This is a genomic window from Rhodococcus sp. 27YEA15 (assembly GCF_049739425.1).
Classification (GTDB): domain Bacteria; phylum Actinomycetota; class Actinomycetes; order Mycobacteriales; family Mycobacteriaceae; genus Rhodococcus_F.
This window is the reverse complement of record NZ_JBMHHW010000001.1, coordinates 4,722,069-4,738,395: the sequence shown is the minus strand read 5'-3', so window position 1 is coordinate 4,738,395 and position 16,327 is coordinate 4,722,069. Positions and strand designations below refer to the sequence as shown.

At 62.5% G+C, this 16,327-nt stretch carries 17 protein-coding genes; 9 read left to right on the top strand and 8 right to left on the bottom strand.

Annotation, left to right across the window (positions count from 1 at the left end):
- Positions 1 to 27 precede the first annotated feature (27 nt).
- The 3 genes from ABH922_RS22220 (at position 28) to ABH922_RS22210 (ending at position 3,143) form a co-directional block, all read left to right on the top strand.
- A complete protein-coding gene (locus ABH922_RS22220) occupies positions 28 to 1,218 on the top strand; it encodes an acyl-CoA dehydrogenase family protein (protein ID WP_424808975.1) in 1,191 nt (396 codons plus the stop codon).
- A 62-nt stretch (positions 1,219 to 1,280) separates the two neighbouring features.
- Positions 1,281 to 2,474 carry an acetyl-CoA C-acyltransferase gene (locus ABH922_RS22215; protein WP_424808974.1) on the top strand — a complete coding sequence of 398 codons (1,194 nt, stop codon included), beginning with the start codon at positions 1,281 to 1,283 and terminating at the stop codon, positions 2,472 to 2,474.
- A 51-nt stretch (positions 2,475 to 2,525) separates the two neighbouring features.
- Positions 2,526 to 3,143: a TetR/AcrR family transcriptional regulator gene (locus ABH922_RS22210; protein ID WP_424808973.1), complete on the top strand. Its 618-nt coding sequence runs from the start codon at positions 2,526 to 2,528 to the stop codon at positions 3,141 to 3,143.
- Positions 3,144 to 3,373: 230 nt separating this feature from the next.
- Here the strand turns inward: ABH922_RS22210 and ABH922_RS22205 are convergent, their stop codons facing one another.
- From ABH922_RS22205 to ABH922_RS22195, 3 genes are all read right to left on the bottom strand, one after another.
- Complete coding sequence (locus ABH922_RS22205) at positions 3,374 to 5,113, bottom strand: cytochrome c biogenesis protein CcdA (RefSeq protein WP_424809760.1); 1,740 nt, start codon at positions 5,111 to 5,113, stop codon at positions 3,374 to 3,376.
- Between the two features lie 171 nt (positions 5,114 to 5,284).
- Positions 5,285 to 5,506, bottom strand: coding sequence for a hypothetical protein (locus tag ABH922_RS22200; protein ID WP_424808972.1), 222 nt, complete (start codon positions 5,504 to 5,506; stop codon positions 5,285 to 5,287).
- A 378-nt stretch (positions 5,507 to 5,884) separates the two neighbouring features.
- A complete protein-coding gene (locus tag ABH922_RS22195; RefSeq protein ID WP_424808971.1) occupies positions 5,885 to 6,013 on the bottom strand; it encodes a hypothetical protein in 129 nt (42 codons plus the stop codon).
- Positions 6,014 to 6,017: 4 nt separating this feature from the next.
- Between ABH922_RS22195 and ABH922_RS22190 the strand changes: the two genes are divergently transcribed.
- The gene (locus tag ABH922_RS22190) at positions 6,018 to 6,221 is read left to right on the top strand and encodes a winged helix-turn-helix transcriptional regulator (protein ID WP_424808970.1); all 204 of its coding nucleotides are present in this window, start codon (positions 6,018 to 6,020) and stop codon (positions 6,219 to 6,221) included.
- Between the two features lie 128 nt (positions 6,222 to 6,349).
- Here the strand turns inward: ABH922_RS22190 and ABH922_RS22185 are convergent, their stop codons facing one another.
- Positions 6,350 to 6,772, bottom strand: coding sequence for a PaaI family thioesterase (locus tag ABH922_RS22185; RefSeq protein WP_424809759.1), 423 nt, complete (start codon positions 6,770 to 6,772; stop codon positions 6,350 to 6,352).
- A gap of 166 nt (positions 6,773 to 6,938) precedes the next feature.
- On the opposite strand from ABH922_RS22185, the gene ABH922_RS22180 reads away from it, so the two are divergent.
- Positions 6,939 to 8,153, top strand: a complete 1,215-nt coding sequence (locus ABH922_RS22180; RefSeq protein WP_424808969.1) for a CaiB/BaiF CoA transferase family protein — start codon at positions 6,939 to 6,941, stop codon at positions 8,151 to 8,153.
- 1 nt (position 8,154) lies between these two features.
- Positions 8,155 to 9,051, top strand: coding sequence for a hydroxymethylglutaryl-CoA lyase (locus tag ABH922_RS22175; protein WP_424808968.1), 897 nt, complete (start codon positions 8,155 to 8,157; stop codon positions 9,049 to 9,051).
- Here ABH922_RS22175 and ABH922_RS22170 read toward each other — a convergent pair.
- From ABH922_RS22170 to ABH922_RS22155, 4 genes are all read right to left on the bottom strand, one after another.
- Positions 9,022 to 10,092, bottom strand: coding sequence for a hypothetical protein (locus ABH922_RS22170; protein ID WP_424808967.1), 1,071 nt, complete (start codon positions 10,090 to 10,092; stop codon positions 9,022 to 9,024). The genes ABH922_RS22175 and ABH922_RS22170 overlap by 30 nt on opposite strands.
- A complete protein-coding gene (locus ABH922_RS22165; protein WP_424808966.1) occupies positions 10,083 to 11,315 on the bottom strand; it encodes a sensor histidine kinase in 1,233 nt (410 codons plus the stop codon). Before ABH922_RS22165 ends, ABH922_RS22170 begins: the two co-directional genes overlap by 10 nt.
- Before the next feature lie 39 nt (positions 11,316 to 11,354).
- Positions 11,355 to 11,621 (bottom strand): response regulator transcription factor, encoded by a 267-nt coding sequence (locus ABH922_RS22160; RefSeq protein ID WP_424808965.1) that lies wholly within the window; start codon positions 11,619 to 11,621, stop codon positions 11,355 to 11,357.
- A gap of 144 nt (positions 11,622 to 11,765) precedes the next feature.
- A complete protein-coding gene (locus ABH922_RS22155; protein WP_424808964.1) occupies positions 11,766 to 12,458 on the bottom strand; it encodes a response regulator transcription factor in 693 nt (230 codons plus the stop codon).
- Positions 12,459 to 12,647: 189 nt separating this feature from the next.
- On the opposite strand from ABH922_RS22155, the gene ABH922_RS22150 reads away from it, so the two are divergent.
- From ABH922_RS22150 to ABH922_RS22140, 3 genes are all read left to right on the top strand, one after another.
- On the top strand, positions 12,648 to 13,172 hold the full coding sequence (locus tag ABH922_RS22150; protein ID WP_424809758.1) for a TetR/AcrR family transcriptional regulator: 525 nt from the start codon (positions 12,648 to 12,650) through the stop codon (positions 13,170 to 13,172).
- Complete coding sequence (locus ABH922_RS22145; RefSeq protein ID WP_424808963.1) at positions 13,169 to 14,659, top strand: flavin-containing monooxygenase; 1,491 nt, start codon at positions 13,169 to 13,171, stop codon at positions 14,657 to 14,659. Before ABH922_RS22150 ends, ABH922_RS22145 begins: the two co-directional genes overlap by 4 nt.
- Before the next feature lie 306 nt (positions 14,660 to 14,965).
- Entirely contained in the window at positions 14,966 to 16,216 is a 1,251-nt protein-coding gene (locus ABH922_RS22140) for a putative Ig domain-containing protein (protein ID WP_424808962.1), read from the top strand.
- The last annotated feature ends 111 nt before the right edge of the window (positions 16,217 to 16,327 follow it).

Sequence of the window (16,327 nt, the reverse complement as noted above, 5' to 3'; positions counted from 1 at the left end):
AACCGAACTGACAAAGGAGACGACATCATGAGTGTCACCGTGACCGCGCATCAGTCCGTGGGACTTCCCGATGAGGAGTACAAGGCGTTACGCGAGCAGATCTTCGATGCGATCTGGTCCGAACTGGACCCGCTCGAACGACGGATCGAAGACGAAGAGCAGATTCCCAACGACGTCGTCGTCCCGATACTCGCTCGAATCGGTGCCTTGGGTTTGCTCGTGCCACGAGAGTACGGCGGAAGCGGGCTGTCCATAGGCCAGTACCTTCCGATCATCGCCGAGTTCGCCAAGGTTCAAGGTGGAATCAGAGTGATGGTGCACGTCCATAATTCGTTCGCGCATGCACTGTCAGAGATCGGAAGCGACGAGCAGAAGTTGGCGGTACTGCCGGACTGTGTCGGCGGCGTGCATTCCGTGGCTTTCGCATTGACCGAACCCGGCCATGGTACCGGTGCCGATCTCGGATCGGTGGCGGTCCGCGAGGGTGACGACTACGTGATCACCGGCGAGAAGTGGTTGATCACGAACTCCGACATAGCCTCCCATTTCATCGTCTTCGCGAAGACGGCAGACTCCGAGGTATCCGCATTCGTGGTCGACCGGGGAACCTCAGGTCTGTCGATCGAAGCGCTGCCGGAGACAATGGGTTGCAAGGGCGGAGAGCACGGCCGAATTACGTTGTCATCCGTGCGGGTTCCGGCATCGGCACTGATCGGCTCGGAGGGTGAAGGCGGGCAGCATCTCGAGCGCGCACTCGAGATCAGCCGAGTCTTCATCGCGGCCAGTTCGCTTGGCACGTCCGAACGTGCACTGCAGTTGTCGATCGAACACTCGAAGTCTCGAGTGACGTTCGGGAAGCCGATCGGTTCCCGTCAGGCGATCCAGCGCTACCTCGCAGAGATGGCAACCGACATCTATGCACTTCGCGGATTGCTCGCGGACGCCGCACAGAAGTGGGATTCGGGTCGACGGATCCCTGCTGAAGCGGCCATGTGCAAGTTGTTCGGTCTCGAAGCGGTAGGGCGGGTTACCGATCGTGCGCTGTTGATTCACGGCGGAATCGGTTACACGCGAGCGCATCCGGTGGAGCGTTTGTATCGAGATGCGCGTTTGAACTGGCTGGAGGAGGGCACCCCGACGATCCAGTACATGGTGACGGCAGCGCAATTGCTCGATGGCTACACGTTCGACGATGCATTCGACGTTCACGACATGTAAATCGGTTCGCTCATTGAGATTTCAAACACCAAAACCAGCCTGACAACGAAGGAGACAGAACCATGACGACCTCGGACTCGACAGTGATCGTCGGTGGCGCTCGAACGCCGTTCGGCAAGTTTCTCGGTTCACTGTCGGGTCTTGCTGCTCAGGACCTCGGCGCGATGGCGATCAAAGGTGCGTTGGCGGCGGCGGGAATTTCAGGGCAACAGGTTGACCATGTCGTCATGGGTCAAGTGTTGACCGCAGGCAGCGGTCAGCTTCCTGTCCGCGTCGCTGCCACGACCGCAGGTATCCCGATGTCCGTTCCGGCTCTGGCGATCAACCGGATGTGCCTGTCGGGGATCGACGCAATAACACTGGCACATCAGATGATCTTCAGTGGTGACGCCGATATCGTGGTGGCCGGTGGTCAGGAATCGATGAGCAACGCACCGCATCTTTTGCAGGGAAGCCGACGAGGAACCAAGTACGGCAACACCAGACTCCTCGATCACCTGTCTTTCGACGGACTGCAGGACGCGTTCACCGGCCAGTCGATGGGTGCGCTCACCGATTCCCGGAATGCTCGATACGGCGTAGGGCGTGCGGAGCAAGACGAGTTTGCGGCCCAGTCGCACATCCGAGCGAACCGAGCTTTCACGGCGGGACTGTTCGCATCCGAGATCGTTCCGGTGTCCGTTCTCGGTACCGGTTCGACGGTGGTGGAGGTGAGCCGGGATGAGGGAGTACGGCCGGACACCACAGGTGAAGGGTTGTCGGCGCTGCTTCCGGTATTCGACCCGAACGGTACCATCACTGCAGGCAACGCCTCTCCGATTTCCGACGGCGCCTGCGCAGCGGTGGTGATGCGCAAGTCCGTAGCCGAGAGGCTGGGGTTGCCATGGCTCGCCGAGATTCTCTCGCGAGCAGTCGTTGCTGGTCCTGACTCTGGGCTGCACGAGCAACCTTCAAATGCCGTGAAGAAGGCATGCGGACTCATCGGTCTAGATCCCGCTGCACTGGACCTTTTGGAAGTGAACGAAGCGTTCGCTGCGATCGGAATCGTTTCCACGAGATCGCTCGGGGTCGACGCGGACAGAGTCAACGTCAACGGCGGCGCGCTGGCCGTCGGCCACCCGATCGGGGTATCCGGCGCCCGGATCGCGTTGCATCTTGCTCTCGAACTCGGACGACGTGGCGGTGGGATCGGCGCGGCGGCACTCTGCGGCGGCGGCGGGCAAGGCCAAGCTCTGGTTCTACGTGCAGGCAGGTAGGTTCACTGTTGCATGGCGGACGTGCGTGTCAATGTGAGGAGATCTCGCCCGATGAGCAAGAAGTTCGATCTCAACCGAGATCAGATTCTCCGGACTGCGGCCGAGCTGTTCGCAGAATCCGGATATCACGGTACCGGGATCACCGAATTGTGTGAGGCCGTCGGATACGGCCGAGGCACTCTCTACCACTACATCGGGAACAAAGAGACCATTCTCTACGAGATCAGTAGTCGGCAGCTGGCGCAGATGAACGAGGTGGCAGACGGCCTGGCCTTGAGCGTCAGTGGTCCGGAGGGGCGGTTGCGGGGTTTGGGTGCTGCCCTGTTGCGAAACATCGCCGAGCATCGTGCGGAGTGGACGGTATTCTTCCGGGAATTCCACGCACTCACCGGCGAGCGCCGAGACAAAGTGGTGGCTGCGCGGGAACGTTATGAAGCCCACTGGCGTCATGCACTCGACCAAGGAGTGCGTGACGGCCAGTTTCACGGTCTGCCGCCACTTACCGTCAAAGGCATTCTCGGGATGTTCAATTACAGTTACCTGTGGCTCACTGTAGATGGCGAACGTTCGCCGGAACAGATTTCTGACGACTTCCTCGACGTGTTGGTATTCGGTATGACCGCCTCGACCCAGCCAGGTCAGTCTCCGACGGATCAAGCGCCGTTCTGACCTAAGGTGCACTTCCTGGCCGAGGTCGGATCTGTGCTCGCATCCACTGGGCTCCGGTGGCTGCGATACCGATGCGGGACGACAGCCGCGGTTGTCACTATATCCGGGACGTCCGTCCGGGCATCGGATGGAACCGATGCCAGTCGGTCACTTCGGTGTCGTGCCGTCCCGGCGTACGATAATTCGGTGGCGAAATGGATGGACTCGCGCATCCGAGCCTTCGGTGTCGACTATCCGTAGGTGAAGGAAAACGCCTGTAGTCCGTTCGGTATCTGGACTTCGAGGGTGCCCGGTGCGTTGGTGTCGGAGGTGTGGATGAGATAGAGAGTGGGAGCGCCACTGATGTCGACGGTCTTGCTCACCCCGTCCTCCGTCACGGTGATCGTTCCGGTGCCACCAACCACGAGGTAGACCTCGCGGGCATGGTAGTCGAGCCGGATACTGGACTCGTCACCCACCGCTGTCGCTCCCTGGTAGTCGAGATTCCATTTTCCGCGTAGCGCGAAGGAATCTGCAGGCTGGTTGCTCGGGTAGGTGAAATCACCTTTGCCGGCAGGGTATTTCGTTCCGCCGCCGTAGTTGATCTGTTTGCCGACACTCAGATAGGTCTCGGGGGTGGTACTGCCGATGTCCGGGGTCTGATCGGTCTTCTCCGTTGCGGAGGGAAGATCGATCGTCGGGTTCGCTTCCTCGAGGAGTTGACGGATCAGCCTCTCGGTGACGTCGTAGTCGCCCTCACCGAATTTGATGTGGCGGACAGTGCCTTCGGCATCGATCAGGTAGTGGGCGGGCCAGTAGCGGTTGCGGTAGTTGGTCCAGGTGGAGAGATTGTTGTCCAGTGCCACCGGATACGTGATTCCCAGGCCGGCCGCACCGGCTTCGACATTGCGCCGTTCCTTCTCGAAGGCGTATTCGGGGGAGTGGATACCGATGACCTCGAAGCCGTCGTTCTTGTAGTTCTCGTACCAGTCGCGCACGTGCGGGACGGAACGCTGGCAGTTGATGCAGGAGTACGCCCAGAAGTCGATGAGGACCACCTTGCCGCGCTCGGCCTCGAGCGAGACGGCTTGCCCGTCCGGGGTGTTGAGCCACGCGGTGATTCCGGTGATGTCCGGTGCCATCCCGCAACTTTCGAGTTCGCTTGCGCCGTTCGAGCATTCGTCGAGGAGTCGGTTCTGGTCGGTGATGATTCCGCCCAGGTTCAGCTTCTCGGCAACCTGGGAGGAATCGGCCACCGAATCCTGCAGTGCAGTGGTGTAATCGGGGATCGCGCGTTGCAGCATGGCGGGCAGATCGAAGACCAGGCCGACAGCCAGAGCGATCATCAGGAACCCGCCCGCCATGCGTACCCCACGCTGGTGTTCGCGGAAAGCCTTGACCCGCTCGGCGACACGCCGGCCTGCCAGTGCGAACGCAAGCAGCGGCAGTGCCGCGCCGAGCGAGAACGCGACGGTCAACACGATCGTGTCGGTACCGATCCTGCCGGTCGAACCCGCTACCGCAATAGCGGCCAACACCGGTCCGGCACACGGTACGTACACGGCGCCGAGTGCAATGCCGAGTACGAATCCGCTTCTCTGGGTGTCTACCTGGCGCTGCGGTATCCAGGAGAACGGCTTTTCCAGCAGATGCTCGAACTGCGGAAAGATCAATCCGAGCCCGATGAGGATCAGTACGACGAGTCCGGCCCACCGGAGGAAGTCCTGGGGGAGTCCCAGCGCCGAGAGCAGCAGCGAGCCGAGGAGAGTGAAGGTGGCGAAACTCAGTACCAAGCCGGCGATGACCAGATACGGGCGCAATCGCACGGCCCGAGGCACTGCGGTCTTCACTGCGCCGGGCTCGGGATCGTCACCGTTTCGAGCGCCTTGTGCGCCGCCGGAGAAGAAGATCACCGGCAACACCGGGAGAATGCACGGGGATATTCCGGTGATGACGCCACCGACGAATCCGATCAACGCGAGGGTTTCCATGGCAGGCATTCGGCGCGGGGAGTCATCAGGTTTGGTCCATTTCCGAGTATTCGGATAAATGAGCGGGAAGGGTCCGCGTCTGCGGCTTCACTGCGTAGGGCTACCGGAAGCGACGATCGGGTATACGGCCATCTTGGTGGTCAGGTTGAGCCGGGCGGCTCGGGTGGGCGGTCAGCACTGGGCGAATTCCGACGCGTTCTCGGTGGCGAACTCCTCGAATGTCGTGGGCTCGCGCCCGAGTGTCCGGGCGAGGGCATTCGGGTTCGGCGAAATCGAAGGCGAAGCTCCCAGCGGCGCGAATTGTGCATCGACCACCGAAATATGCGGATCCATACCCTTGTTGATCGTCGACAGGTCCGCTCGCCTGCCGCCGATTCGAGCTCGGCTCGCCACTGTCCAGCACTGACGGACTGGTACTTGATGTCACGGCCGGTGACCCGGCTCAAGATTTCGGCTATCTCACTGTGCGAGAGCATCTGGGCTGCGGGCGGATTGGAGATGAGGTTCTGGGTGTAACACTGCCGAGTGCAGCAGAGCGGCCACACCGAGATCGGGGGCCTCTCGTCCGCTGATCCACGTGGCCGAGCCGGTTCCGAAGCTGTTGGAAAGCTTGCTGTTCCGTCGGATGGTTTGGCCGTGGAGGGTAAGGATGTTCTCGAAGAACAGTGCGGACACTGGCAAGACGACGGGGTTGAGGCCCGCCCATTCGAATACCTCTTCAGCGCTACACTGCGCCCGACCCAGGCCGGACGCACTGTCGGGTGCGGCTGCTCACATGGACATGACCACCAGGTGCGGTGCGGTGTCGGCTTCTCTGATCACCGAAGCGAAGTTCGCTGCCGCGGAGACCGCGCCGGCCGCGACCGGATAGGTGAAGTAGATCGAATTCACGCCTGCCACGGCCGTGACCAGGGTGCGTCGGTCGTGGAGATCGCCGAGACACGAGTACCTTCCCACGCAGCGCGGTCGGGACTTGCGCCCGGTGCTCGGCGCACTCTACGTGTGGGGCAATCGACAACTCGGGGAGCGGGACGAGAGCGTCGTGCTGGTGAACGAGCACACTGGTGACGAGATCGACCCCGTCGTCGTCGACCGTCGGACCGGTTGATCGTTGGCGGAATCGGCCGCAACATTCGTTGCCGGTCCGATGGCATTGGACTTCGTGACCCGACGGCTCGATTCGGATGCCCGAACGGAGCGGCGAAGCAAGATTTCTCGGCAAGGGTGTGGACATTCTCAGGCCGATTCCCCACGTCGGCCGGCGGTGGTGACGATCGTGCCCTGTGCGACGGCACACAGCGTTTCTATTCCGGTGTCGTCGATCGAATAGATCAGGCTCTGACATACCGCCTGCCGGGAACCGGTGGACACGGTGTGCGCCCGGGCGAGTAGTTTCGTGCCGCGGCCGGGCCTGAGGTAGTTGATCTTGAACTCGGCGGTCAACGCATCACCGCCGAGCGCCAATCCGCCGGCGAAGGTCAAACTGTTGTCGGCCAGGTAACTGATCACGCCGCCGTGGGCGAAGCCGTGCTGTTGCTGCAGTTCGCTGCGTATGTCCACCGATATCTCGGCGCTGTCGGGTCCGACGTGTTCGAGCCTGGCGCCCACGAAGGTGCTGAACGATTGCGAGTCGAAGATGGTGCGGGCGAACTCTGTCATATCTGTCACGGTCACCAACCTGATCATTTATTGTTTGTATGACAAACAATAAATGGTGATGTGGTGCAGGTCAACGGCCGCGCGACATCGGGCCGAACCTCGAGTCGGAACCGACTCATATCTGTGACGTAATCTCCGGGCAGGTGATTTTCCCAAGGAGGCAGTTGTGTCGGATGTGGCGCCCACCGGGCCGCTGGACGGATATCGAGTGATCGAACTCGGTTCCCTGATCGCGGGCCCGTTCGCGGGGAAACTTCTCGGTGACCTGGGTGCTGACGTGATCAAGATCGAGTCGCCTGATCGACCCGATCCGCTGCGGACCTGGGGGCAGGCAGAGCAGGACGGCCACCGTTTCTTCTGGACCGTGCACGCCCGCAACAAGCGTTGCATCACGCTCGACCTCCGGGTACCGGCGGGCCGTGAACTCTTTCTCGACCTGGTCGAGCACGCCGACGTCGTCGTGGAGAATTTTCGGCCGGGCACTCTGGAGAAGTGGGGACTCGGATTCGATGTCCTGTCCGCGCGAAATCCCAAGCTGGTGCTGGCTCGCGTGTCCGGCTACGGGCAGACCGGCCCCAAGGCTGCGAGCGCAGGTTATGCGTCGGTCGCGGAGGCTGTCAGCGGATTTCGGCATTTGAACGGATACCCCGGCCAAGCGCCCCCGCGTATCGCACTGTCGCTGGGGGATTCCCTCGGCGGTATGTTCGCCGTCCAAGGCGTCCTGGCTGCTCTGCTCGCTCGTGAGCGCACCGGACGCGGACAGGTGGTGGATGTCGCGCTCACCGAATCCTGCCTTGCCGTACAGGAATCCACTATTCCCGACTACGACCGGGGCGGCGTGATCCGGCAGCCGTCCGGTACCCGTCTCGACGGCATCGCGCCGTCCAATATCTATCGCCGCTCCGACGGTAGCTGGGTAGTCATCGCGGCTAACCAGGACACGTTGTTCACGCGGCTGTGCGCCGTCATGGGGCAACCAGAACTCGCCGGCGACCCACGATTCGCCGACCACGTCGCCCGCGGGAAGAATCAAGACGAGCTCGACGAACTGATCGGCAATTGGGTTGTGACACAGGATCCGTCAACCCTCGTGGACCGCCTCACGGACGCCGGCATCGTCGCCGGCCCCATCAACACCGTCGAGGACGTCATCAAGGATCCACAGCTGATCGAGCGCGGCATGCTGGTGCCACACCACGATCTTCGTATCGACGCGGACGTTCTCGGTCTCGGCGTGGTGCCGACGTTCAGCGACACCCCGGGATCGGTGCGTAACGCCGGAGCGCCGACTCCCGGAGCCGACAACGACTCGGTATGGGGTGGTTTGCTCGGGCTCTCGGAACAGGACCGTAATGCGTTGCACGAGAAGGGTGTGATCTGACATGGACGGAACTCGCGTCAGTATCCGGGAAGTCGGCCCGCGTGACGGGTTACAGATCGAAGACCCGGTCTCGTTGGAGCAGAAGCTGCGTCTGATCGATGCGCTGGTGCAGACCGGGGTGCCACGAATCGAGGTCACGTCCTTCGTCTCACCACGCGCCGTTCCGTCCCTGGCCGATGCGGAACTGGTTGCGGCCGAGCTGCACAGATGGCCGGGTGTGGAGTTCTCGGCCCTGGTCGCCGGAGTTCGTGGCGCGGAGCGCGCCGTCGCGGCCGGACTGAAGACCGTCGAGTACGTGGTGTCCGCGTCGGACGGGCACAGTCAGGCGAACGTCCGGTCGACCACGGCGCAGGCCACCGACCGGATCGGCGAGGTGACCAACATCGTGCACGGCGCGGGCGGACGGGTCGAAGTCATCGTTGCCACGTCCTGGGACTGCCCGTTCGACGGGCCGACCGATCCGGAGCGTGTGCTCGCGATAGCGGAGCGTGCCAAGGACTTCGGAGTTGACCAGTTCGCAATCGCGGACACCATCGGGACCGCGACGCCGGGCCGGGTCGCCCGGTTGATCGGCGCGCTGAGCGAGCGCGTCGGTGAGTTCGAACTCGGCGCGCACTTCCACAACACCCGGGGGAGTGGCTTGGCCTGTGCCTTGGCTGCCGTGCAGCACGGAGTTCGCAACCTCGACGCATCCACCGGCGGATTGGGTGGGTGTCCGTTCGCACCCGGAGCGAGTGGGAACATCGCCACCGAGGAACTGGTCTACATGCTCACCGACATGGGCATCGAGACCGGCGTGGATCTGGAGGCGTCGATCAGGGCAGCAGGTGTCGCCGAGGACGTTGTCGGGCATCGGGTGCCGAGCAATCTACTCCGAGCGGGCGATCGAATCCGGTAGTACGGCATCTGGATTCACCTGGTTGCCGACACGGTCGAATTCGATGCGCCGCACCTCGTCGGCGCTGACGAGTACTGTCGCCGCGATGTCTCGTCTGGGCGGAAGAATTCGGACCGTGACCTTGCCCGTGTCGAGGCCGGCGAGTTCGCGGATCACTGCCTGATCCAGGCGGGAACGCACGGCGACATCGGCGTCGTCCAGGCCGTGATCGTCGAGCAAGACCACTTCGACGCCTCGTTCACGGGCGGCCTGGACGGCCGCGATCAGATTCGGCCGTCGAAGGCCCGGTGCGCGGAGCGAGTCTCGCAGTTCGGCTTCTAGAAGTGCACACGCTGTGCGTTCGTGTTCGGTCAGTGGGATTCCGGATGCGACTCGCTCGAGGAGCGGCCTGGCCAGAAGATCGAGGCGGTTCAGCTGCTCGTCTCTTTCGGCGAGTGCCGCTGATGCGGCAGCTTCCGCCGCGATTCTTCGAGTGGACTGCTCACGAAGGCGGTAGATGATTTTCGATCGTGGCCGAATGGTGTAGGCGAACATCGTTGCCATCAGAACGGGGCCGATGCTCAGCGACGTCAGGGAGAATGCTTGTGTGGCATTTTGTTTCGTGACGACTAGCCAGATTGTTACGGTCACCACCATGGCTGTGAGTCCGAGCCAGGCGAACGCGGTGCGGCCTCGCACACACATGAACGTCAAGACTACGGTCGACATGCCGATGGGCCACGGCCACAGTCGGGTGGGATCGTCGATCGGTGTCGGAAGGACGGACAGCACGGCAGCGCTGGTTGCGGCGCCGGTCGACGACAGCGCGATGCTCTGCCACAGCGGCAGTGGGTCGCCCTTGCTCGAGATGAGGGTGAATGCCGCCGCCGAGCAGATGAGAACGGCGAGAGTGGACGGCCATACCGTGTGGACGTCGGAAGACGTGGAGGCGGCGGAGGCCGCACACGTCAGCGCGAAACACAGGGCCATGACACGGGCGGCCGGGCTGTGCATACCCAGAAGATCGCGGATGTCTCGTTCGTTTCGATCGATCACGGACATGCCGGATCCGTTTCGCTCGGGGTGGTCGCAAGAACCAATTCGACGACGGTGCCCTGCCCCGGAGTGGACCGCACGCGTGCCGAGCCTCCGTCGGTCTTCTGCATACGAGCGTGAATGCTCACGGTTATGCCGAGTCGATGAGTGCTGACCGCACTCGGGTCGAAACCCACACCGTCGTCGCTGACGATTATCTCGACGTAACCCGCGAACACGGTGGCGCCGACTCGTCGGACGGCATGAGGGCCGGCATGTCTGACGCTGTTGCGCAGTGCTTCCGCCAGGGCGCCGGAGAGGGCATGAATCGAATCGGAAGGGTAGGCGTCGGTATCGGTCACTGTGCGGATATCGGTGATGAAAATGATGGACTCGTCCACTTCAGCTGCAACGGAACGCAACTGCGCGAGCGCATCGTGGATGTCTACCCGCCTCCTTCGGTGTGTTCCTGACCGTAGATCGTCGAGATACGACACGGTTCGCTGTGCCTGCTCTATCACTGACGGATCGCGCTCGTTTCGTGAAGCCGCAAGCAGGGTCGACATGACGGTGTCGTGCACGAGGGCGCCGAACCGTTCGCGTTCGACCGCCGTCGCTTCTGCAGCGGCAGCACTCGACGTCGAAGCGTAGGTACTGGCGATGGTGGAATCGAGTACCCGACCGGTTCGCATGGCCATGACCGCAGCTGCCACGAACACCGAACAGAACATCAGGGAGAAGGAGATGTCGGCGAAGAGCATGTGCGTCGTCGGTTCGGTACGGGCCGCATGACTGGCGAATTGGGAGAGGCTGACCGCGACTACCAGGTGCAACGCGGTGATCGTGGGTGTCCACGCCGCGGCGGCCGCGAGGCTGGACAGGCCGGGGAAAGTGGTGATCCAGAGCTTGACCTCATTGGCGCTCGTGCCGTCCCATGCTGCCCACCACAAGGCGTTGACCAGTATGAACGCCATCGCGTTCAGTGCAGCAGCTCGCGTCACCCAGGCTACGTCCCGGAGGAAGGATGCCACTCCCAGGGCCAGGGCTGCGGCCAGAACGGTGCCGACGGCGAACGGTGTCCACCATGCTGCGCACAACGCGGCGGCTGCTCTGACGGTGGGCGCCAACAGAATCAGATAGCACAGGTAACCGACGCAGATGAACCGAGCGAAGAGTCGCAGCAGGTTGTCCGACGAAGCCGTCGGGTCCACACCGTGGTCGAGGGTCACCCTCGTGCGGTCACGCGACACGGTTGCAGAGCGCACTCGAGGCCGGAACGTCTCGTGTGCTCAGAACTCGTCGATCGTCACGATGTGGTCCTGGAACGCGCGTACGAGCAGTTCGCATTTGGTCGAGGCCGTCCTCCCAGCGTGCGTGTACTTCTCGCGAATACGTGCGAGATGGGTATTGACGGTTCCCGGGCTGATGTACAGCTTCTCGGCGGCACTCGACTTGGAGTCGGTGAGTAGCCATTGTCGCAGCACTTCTATCTCTCGAGCGGACAGGTTCGGCTTCGCAAGCGGTTCGCCTATCGGCCCGTCGGCTGTCACGGTCATGAATTCGTCCCTTTCTTTCGGCAGACACGACGTGGGTGTCAAATGCGAATTGTCGGCCTGGTGTCTGGGCCGAACATCAATGTAGGTCTGGGAGGGAACTCGACGTAGACGCCAATTCTTCTGCCCGTGAGACAAGGGGCATGGTTAGCCAGGCTCATGGATTGGCACCTGTCCCCAGGTGCGTTGCGGTACAGGGAGGACGCCGTCCTCGACAGCGCGTTTGTAGAGATCGGTTTTGGTGGGCGCCGGCCTTCCGGCCGCGGCGTACTTCTGTCGGATGCGTTGGAGATAGTCGTTGACCGTCTGTGGCGACAGCCCCGTCAGTCGTGCAACTCTGTCGGCCTTCTCCCCGGACGCGTACAGCGCGAGGACTTCGAGCTGGCGCGGGCTCAAGCCGACGTCGTCAAGGCCAGGATCGCCGTCGATGGCCGCGGCCCATTCGGTGGTCACCACCTGCTTGCCGGTGGCGGCAGTGCGCACGGCGTCGATCACGACGGCCGCAGGCTCGGATTTACGTACGACGCCGAGCACTCCCGCCCGCGCGGCCGAGCGCAGCATCGACGTGTTCTCGGCGCCGGTGAAGATCAGTGTTTCGAGACCGGCGGCACGCAGTTGTTCGACATTGCTCTTGGGTGATGACCCGTCGGCCAGCCGAAGATCGAGGATCGCTAGGTCAAGGTGCATCCCGCGAGCGAGTAGTTCTGTGACGGTGGTTGCCACACATGTCAGTTCCAGATCCGGCTCGTCCTTCAACATGACGGACAGCCCGATGGCCACCGATTCGTGGTCTTCGACGAGGCCGATCCGACGGCGACCGAAATCAGGTATTGACGGCATGTGCGTAGGCCTCTCTCGAATAGCGACGACGTTATCAGGATTTCGAACCGGTAGGTTTCTTTCCCGACGCGGCTCTGCTGGATTTGAAGTCAGACTGGACTGTTTCTCGATTTCGGTTTACAGTCAGGTGTGATCAAGGCCACTCGGGAACCGAAAGTTGCTCGTACGCAAGCGCAACGAACCGCCGCGATGCGGCTGCGTCTGCTCGACGCTGCCGTCGACTCCCTCGTCGAGCTGGGATATGCGCGCACGAGCACGCAGGAAATTGCGCGGCGGGCCGGTGTTGCGCGGGGAACGCAACTGCACCATTTCCCCACCAAGGAGTCTCTGGTGGTGGCGGCCGTGGAACACCTGGTGGAAAAACGGTTGGCCGAGATTCTGGCTACCGAGGTGGACTCCGGTCGAGGTTTGGAAGTGCTTGCCGAGGCGTTCTCCGGACCGCTGTTCCATGCCGCCCTCGAATTGTGGGTAGCGGCGCGGACTGATCCGTCGCTGCATGCTGCGGTACTTCCGCTCGAGCGCAAGGTAAGTGAAGCGCTCGAGTTCGGTGCTGCGCAGGTGTACGGCGATCGATTCGACGCGGAGTCGATCGAACTCACCGTTGAACTGGTTCGAGGGCTTGCCGTGTCAGCCCTGTTTCGCACACCCGAGGCCGACGACGCGCTCAGGGCGCGGCTTCTTCCGGCCTGGCAGTCAAGAGTGGAGAAGAAGTGAAACTTCCCGTACATGTCGAAACGCTGATCGTCGGTGCCGGGTTCGCGGGAATAGGATTGGCCGCGAGGATGATGAGTGACGATCCCACTGCCGATCTCGTACTGATCGAGCGTGCGTCCGACGTCGGTGGCACATGGCGCGAGAACACCTATCCGGGCTGTGCGTGCGATGTACCGACGGCGCTGTATTCGTATTCGTTCGCGCCGAGTGCGAACTGGAGCCATACCTACGCGCGCCAACCGGAGATCTACGCCTACCTCAAGAGTGTCGCTGCGCGGAGCGGTGTCGATCGGAAAGTGGTCTTCGACTGTGAACTCAGTTCGGCGCGTTGGGACGACCAACGTGCACTGTGGCAGATCGAGACCACAGCCGGCGCCCTGACCGCCGCGGTGCTGGTGGCGGCCACCGGCGCACTGTCCACTCCGCGAATTCCGGACTTCCCCGGTGTGGAGTCGTTCTCCGGGAATATGTTTCACTCGGCGACGTGGAATCACGAGCATTCACTTGCCGGGGAAAACGTTGCGGTGGTCGGCACCGGCGCGTCGGCGGTGCAGTTCGTACCGGAAATAGTCGACACCGCATCGCGGGTGACGGTATTTCAGCGAACCCCTGCATGGGTCCTCCCGCGGATCGGACACGACCTTGCGGCCAGGCGGCAACGATTGTATGCACGAGTTCCGGCGACGCAGAAAGCGATGCGCGCGTTGACCTATGGATCCCGAGAGATCCTGGGTGCGGCGATGACGCGGGTACCTCGGATGCTCCCGGCGTTCGAGGCTGTCGCAAAGCTGCATCTGCGACGTCAGGTGAAGGATCATGCTCTGCGGATGCAGTTGACGCCGGATTTCACCATTGGTTGCAAAAGGGTACTGCTGTCCAATGACTGGCTGCGTACCCTGGACCGCCCCGATGTCGGTCTGGTCGACAGCGGCCTGGTTTCGATCACACCCACCGGCGTCGTCGACGGGAACGGAACCGAGCATTCGGTGGACACCATCATCTTCGCCACCGGGTTCACCCCCGCCGAACCGCCTGTTGCACACCTGATCATCGGGGGCAGCGGTGAGACTTTGGCGGCGCACTGGAACGGCAGCCCCGCCGCATACAAGGGGACGACGGTCAGTGGATTCCCCAATCTGTTCCTCATGTACGGGCCCAACACGAACCTCGGGCACAGTTCTATCGTCTACATGCTGGAATCGCAGGCGGAGTACATCAACGATGCTCTCGGAACGATGCGCCGGGAAGGGCTGAACGTCCTGGACGTGCGTGAACCGGTGCAGGAGCGCTACAACCGTGAGATTCAGAAAGAGCTACAGCACACTGTCTGGAACGAAGGTGGTTGTTCGAGTTGGTACCTCGACTCGAAAGGGCGAAATTCGTTGCAGTGGCCGACCTTCACCTGGAAATTCCGAGCGCAACTCCGTCGTTTCGATCGCGAGAATTATTCGACGCGCAGGAAGGCCGCCGACGCCGTGGGTCGATAGTGGTGGAGCCGGGGAGCGCTCGGGTCACCGACGATCCGCCGAACAGTGGCTCGGCAGTTTCCGCACCCCGGCAGCGCTAGTTGCCTCTAGGTAACTATGCGCTTGTCGGGGGCCCGTGGGCTTGATCGACTCGATGTCGGTTCGGAAGATTTTGGAGGGCTTTTACGGCCTTGATGATCAAATGGCCGGAAACGTCCAGGCTAGTTAGGCGATTTGTCTCTTTTTGACAGCTATCTTGTGCTGAGTGGTTGCTCATCGGTGACCGCTCCGCACCGATGCGGACTCTGTCGGAAAGGCACACCCGTCATGACAACGATCGCGCGTCGGCGCCGACCGTACCGATTCCTCCGCCTTCGAGGTGTCGTTGCCGTTCTCACCGCTACCGCGATCGCACTCTTCTCGGGGACGGTTGCCGTTGCCGCGCCGGTCGGCGTTCCGGTCGCATTTCCCGGAACCATCACCCCGTGGGGAGTCAATCGTGCCGGGCAACTCGACGGTGTTCCCGATGCGGGCAGTTTCACCGCTGTCTCGGTCGGCACTGTCCACTCCCTGGCGCTGACGGTCTCCGGCGAGATCGAAGCGTGGGGTGTCAACAACATCGGCCAACTCGACGACACTCCCACCGGCCAAGGGCATGTTGCCGTGGCTGCGGGTGCCAACCATTCGCTGGCGTTGACCGCCACCGGCGAGATCAGGGCGTGGGGGGACAACAGTTGGGGGCAGCTCGACAACATACCTGCTGGTCACGGCTACGTTGCGGTGGCTGCGGGTGCCAACCATTCGCTCGCGTTGACCGCCACCGGTGAGATCAGGGGATGGGGGGACAACAGATCCGGACAGCTCGAGGGCATTCCGTCCGGTGGCGGGTATGCGGCCATCGCAGCCGGTGGTTGGCATTCGGTGGCGTTGACCGCCACCGGTGAGATCAGGGCATGGGGTGACAACCACTCGGGGCAGCTCGAGGCTCCGGCAGGAGGCAGCTTCACGGCAATATCCGCTGGTGACTACTACTCGCTGGCGTTGACTGCGGCCGGTGAGATCAGGGCATGGGGTGACAACCACTCGGGGCAGCTCGACGTTCCCGCAGGTGGTGGTTTCACAGCAATCGCTGCGGGTGGTAACCATGCGCTGGCGTTGACCGCCGCTGGTGAGATCAGGGGATGGGGTGACAACCGATTCGGGCAGCTCGACAAGATTCCGGGCGGTAGCGGCTACGCCGCTGTTGCCGCCAATTACCACTATTCGTTGGCTGTGGACTCGAGGACCGCGCAGAGCATCTCGGGAATACCGTTGCCAGCCCGCCAGGGCAGCCCGTATTCGTACCGCTTCACCGTGACCGGATATCCCAAGCCCACCGTCACCACCGCCGACGACCTCCCTGACGGGTTGGAGCTCTCCGGCGCGGGAGTGCTGTCCGGAACGCCCACCGCAGCAGGCGCTTACCAGTTCACGGTCAGTGCCGGGAACGGTGTCGGTGCCACCTCGTCCATGCGTGTCACCCTGATCGTCGGCGTTGCTCCGGCAATGCCGGAACCGTCCACTGCCGGTTCTCACTGAACCAGCGGAACTCTGTGCGTCGGAATCGGTAATTCACCCTGAAATTCACCACAGTGCCGTGTGTGCTGAGCCAGTGGCGCAGGATGTGTTCGCGAAGAGTTTGCCTGCGCG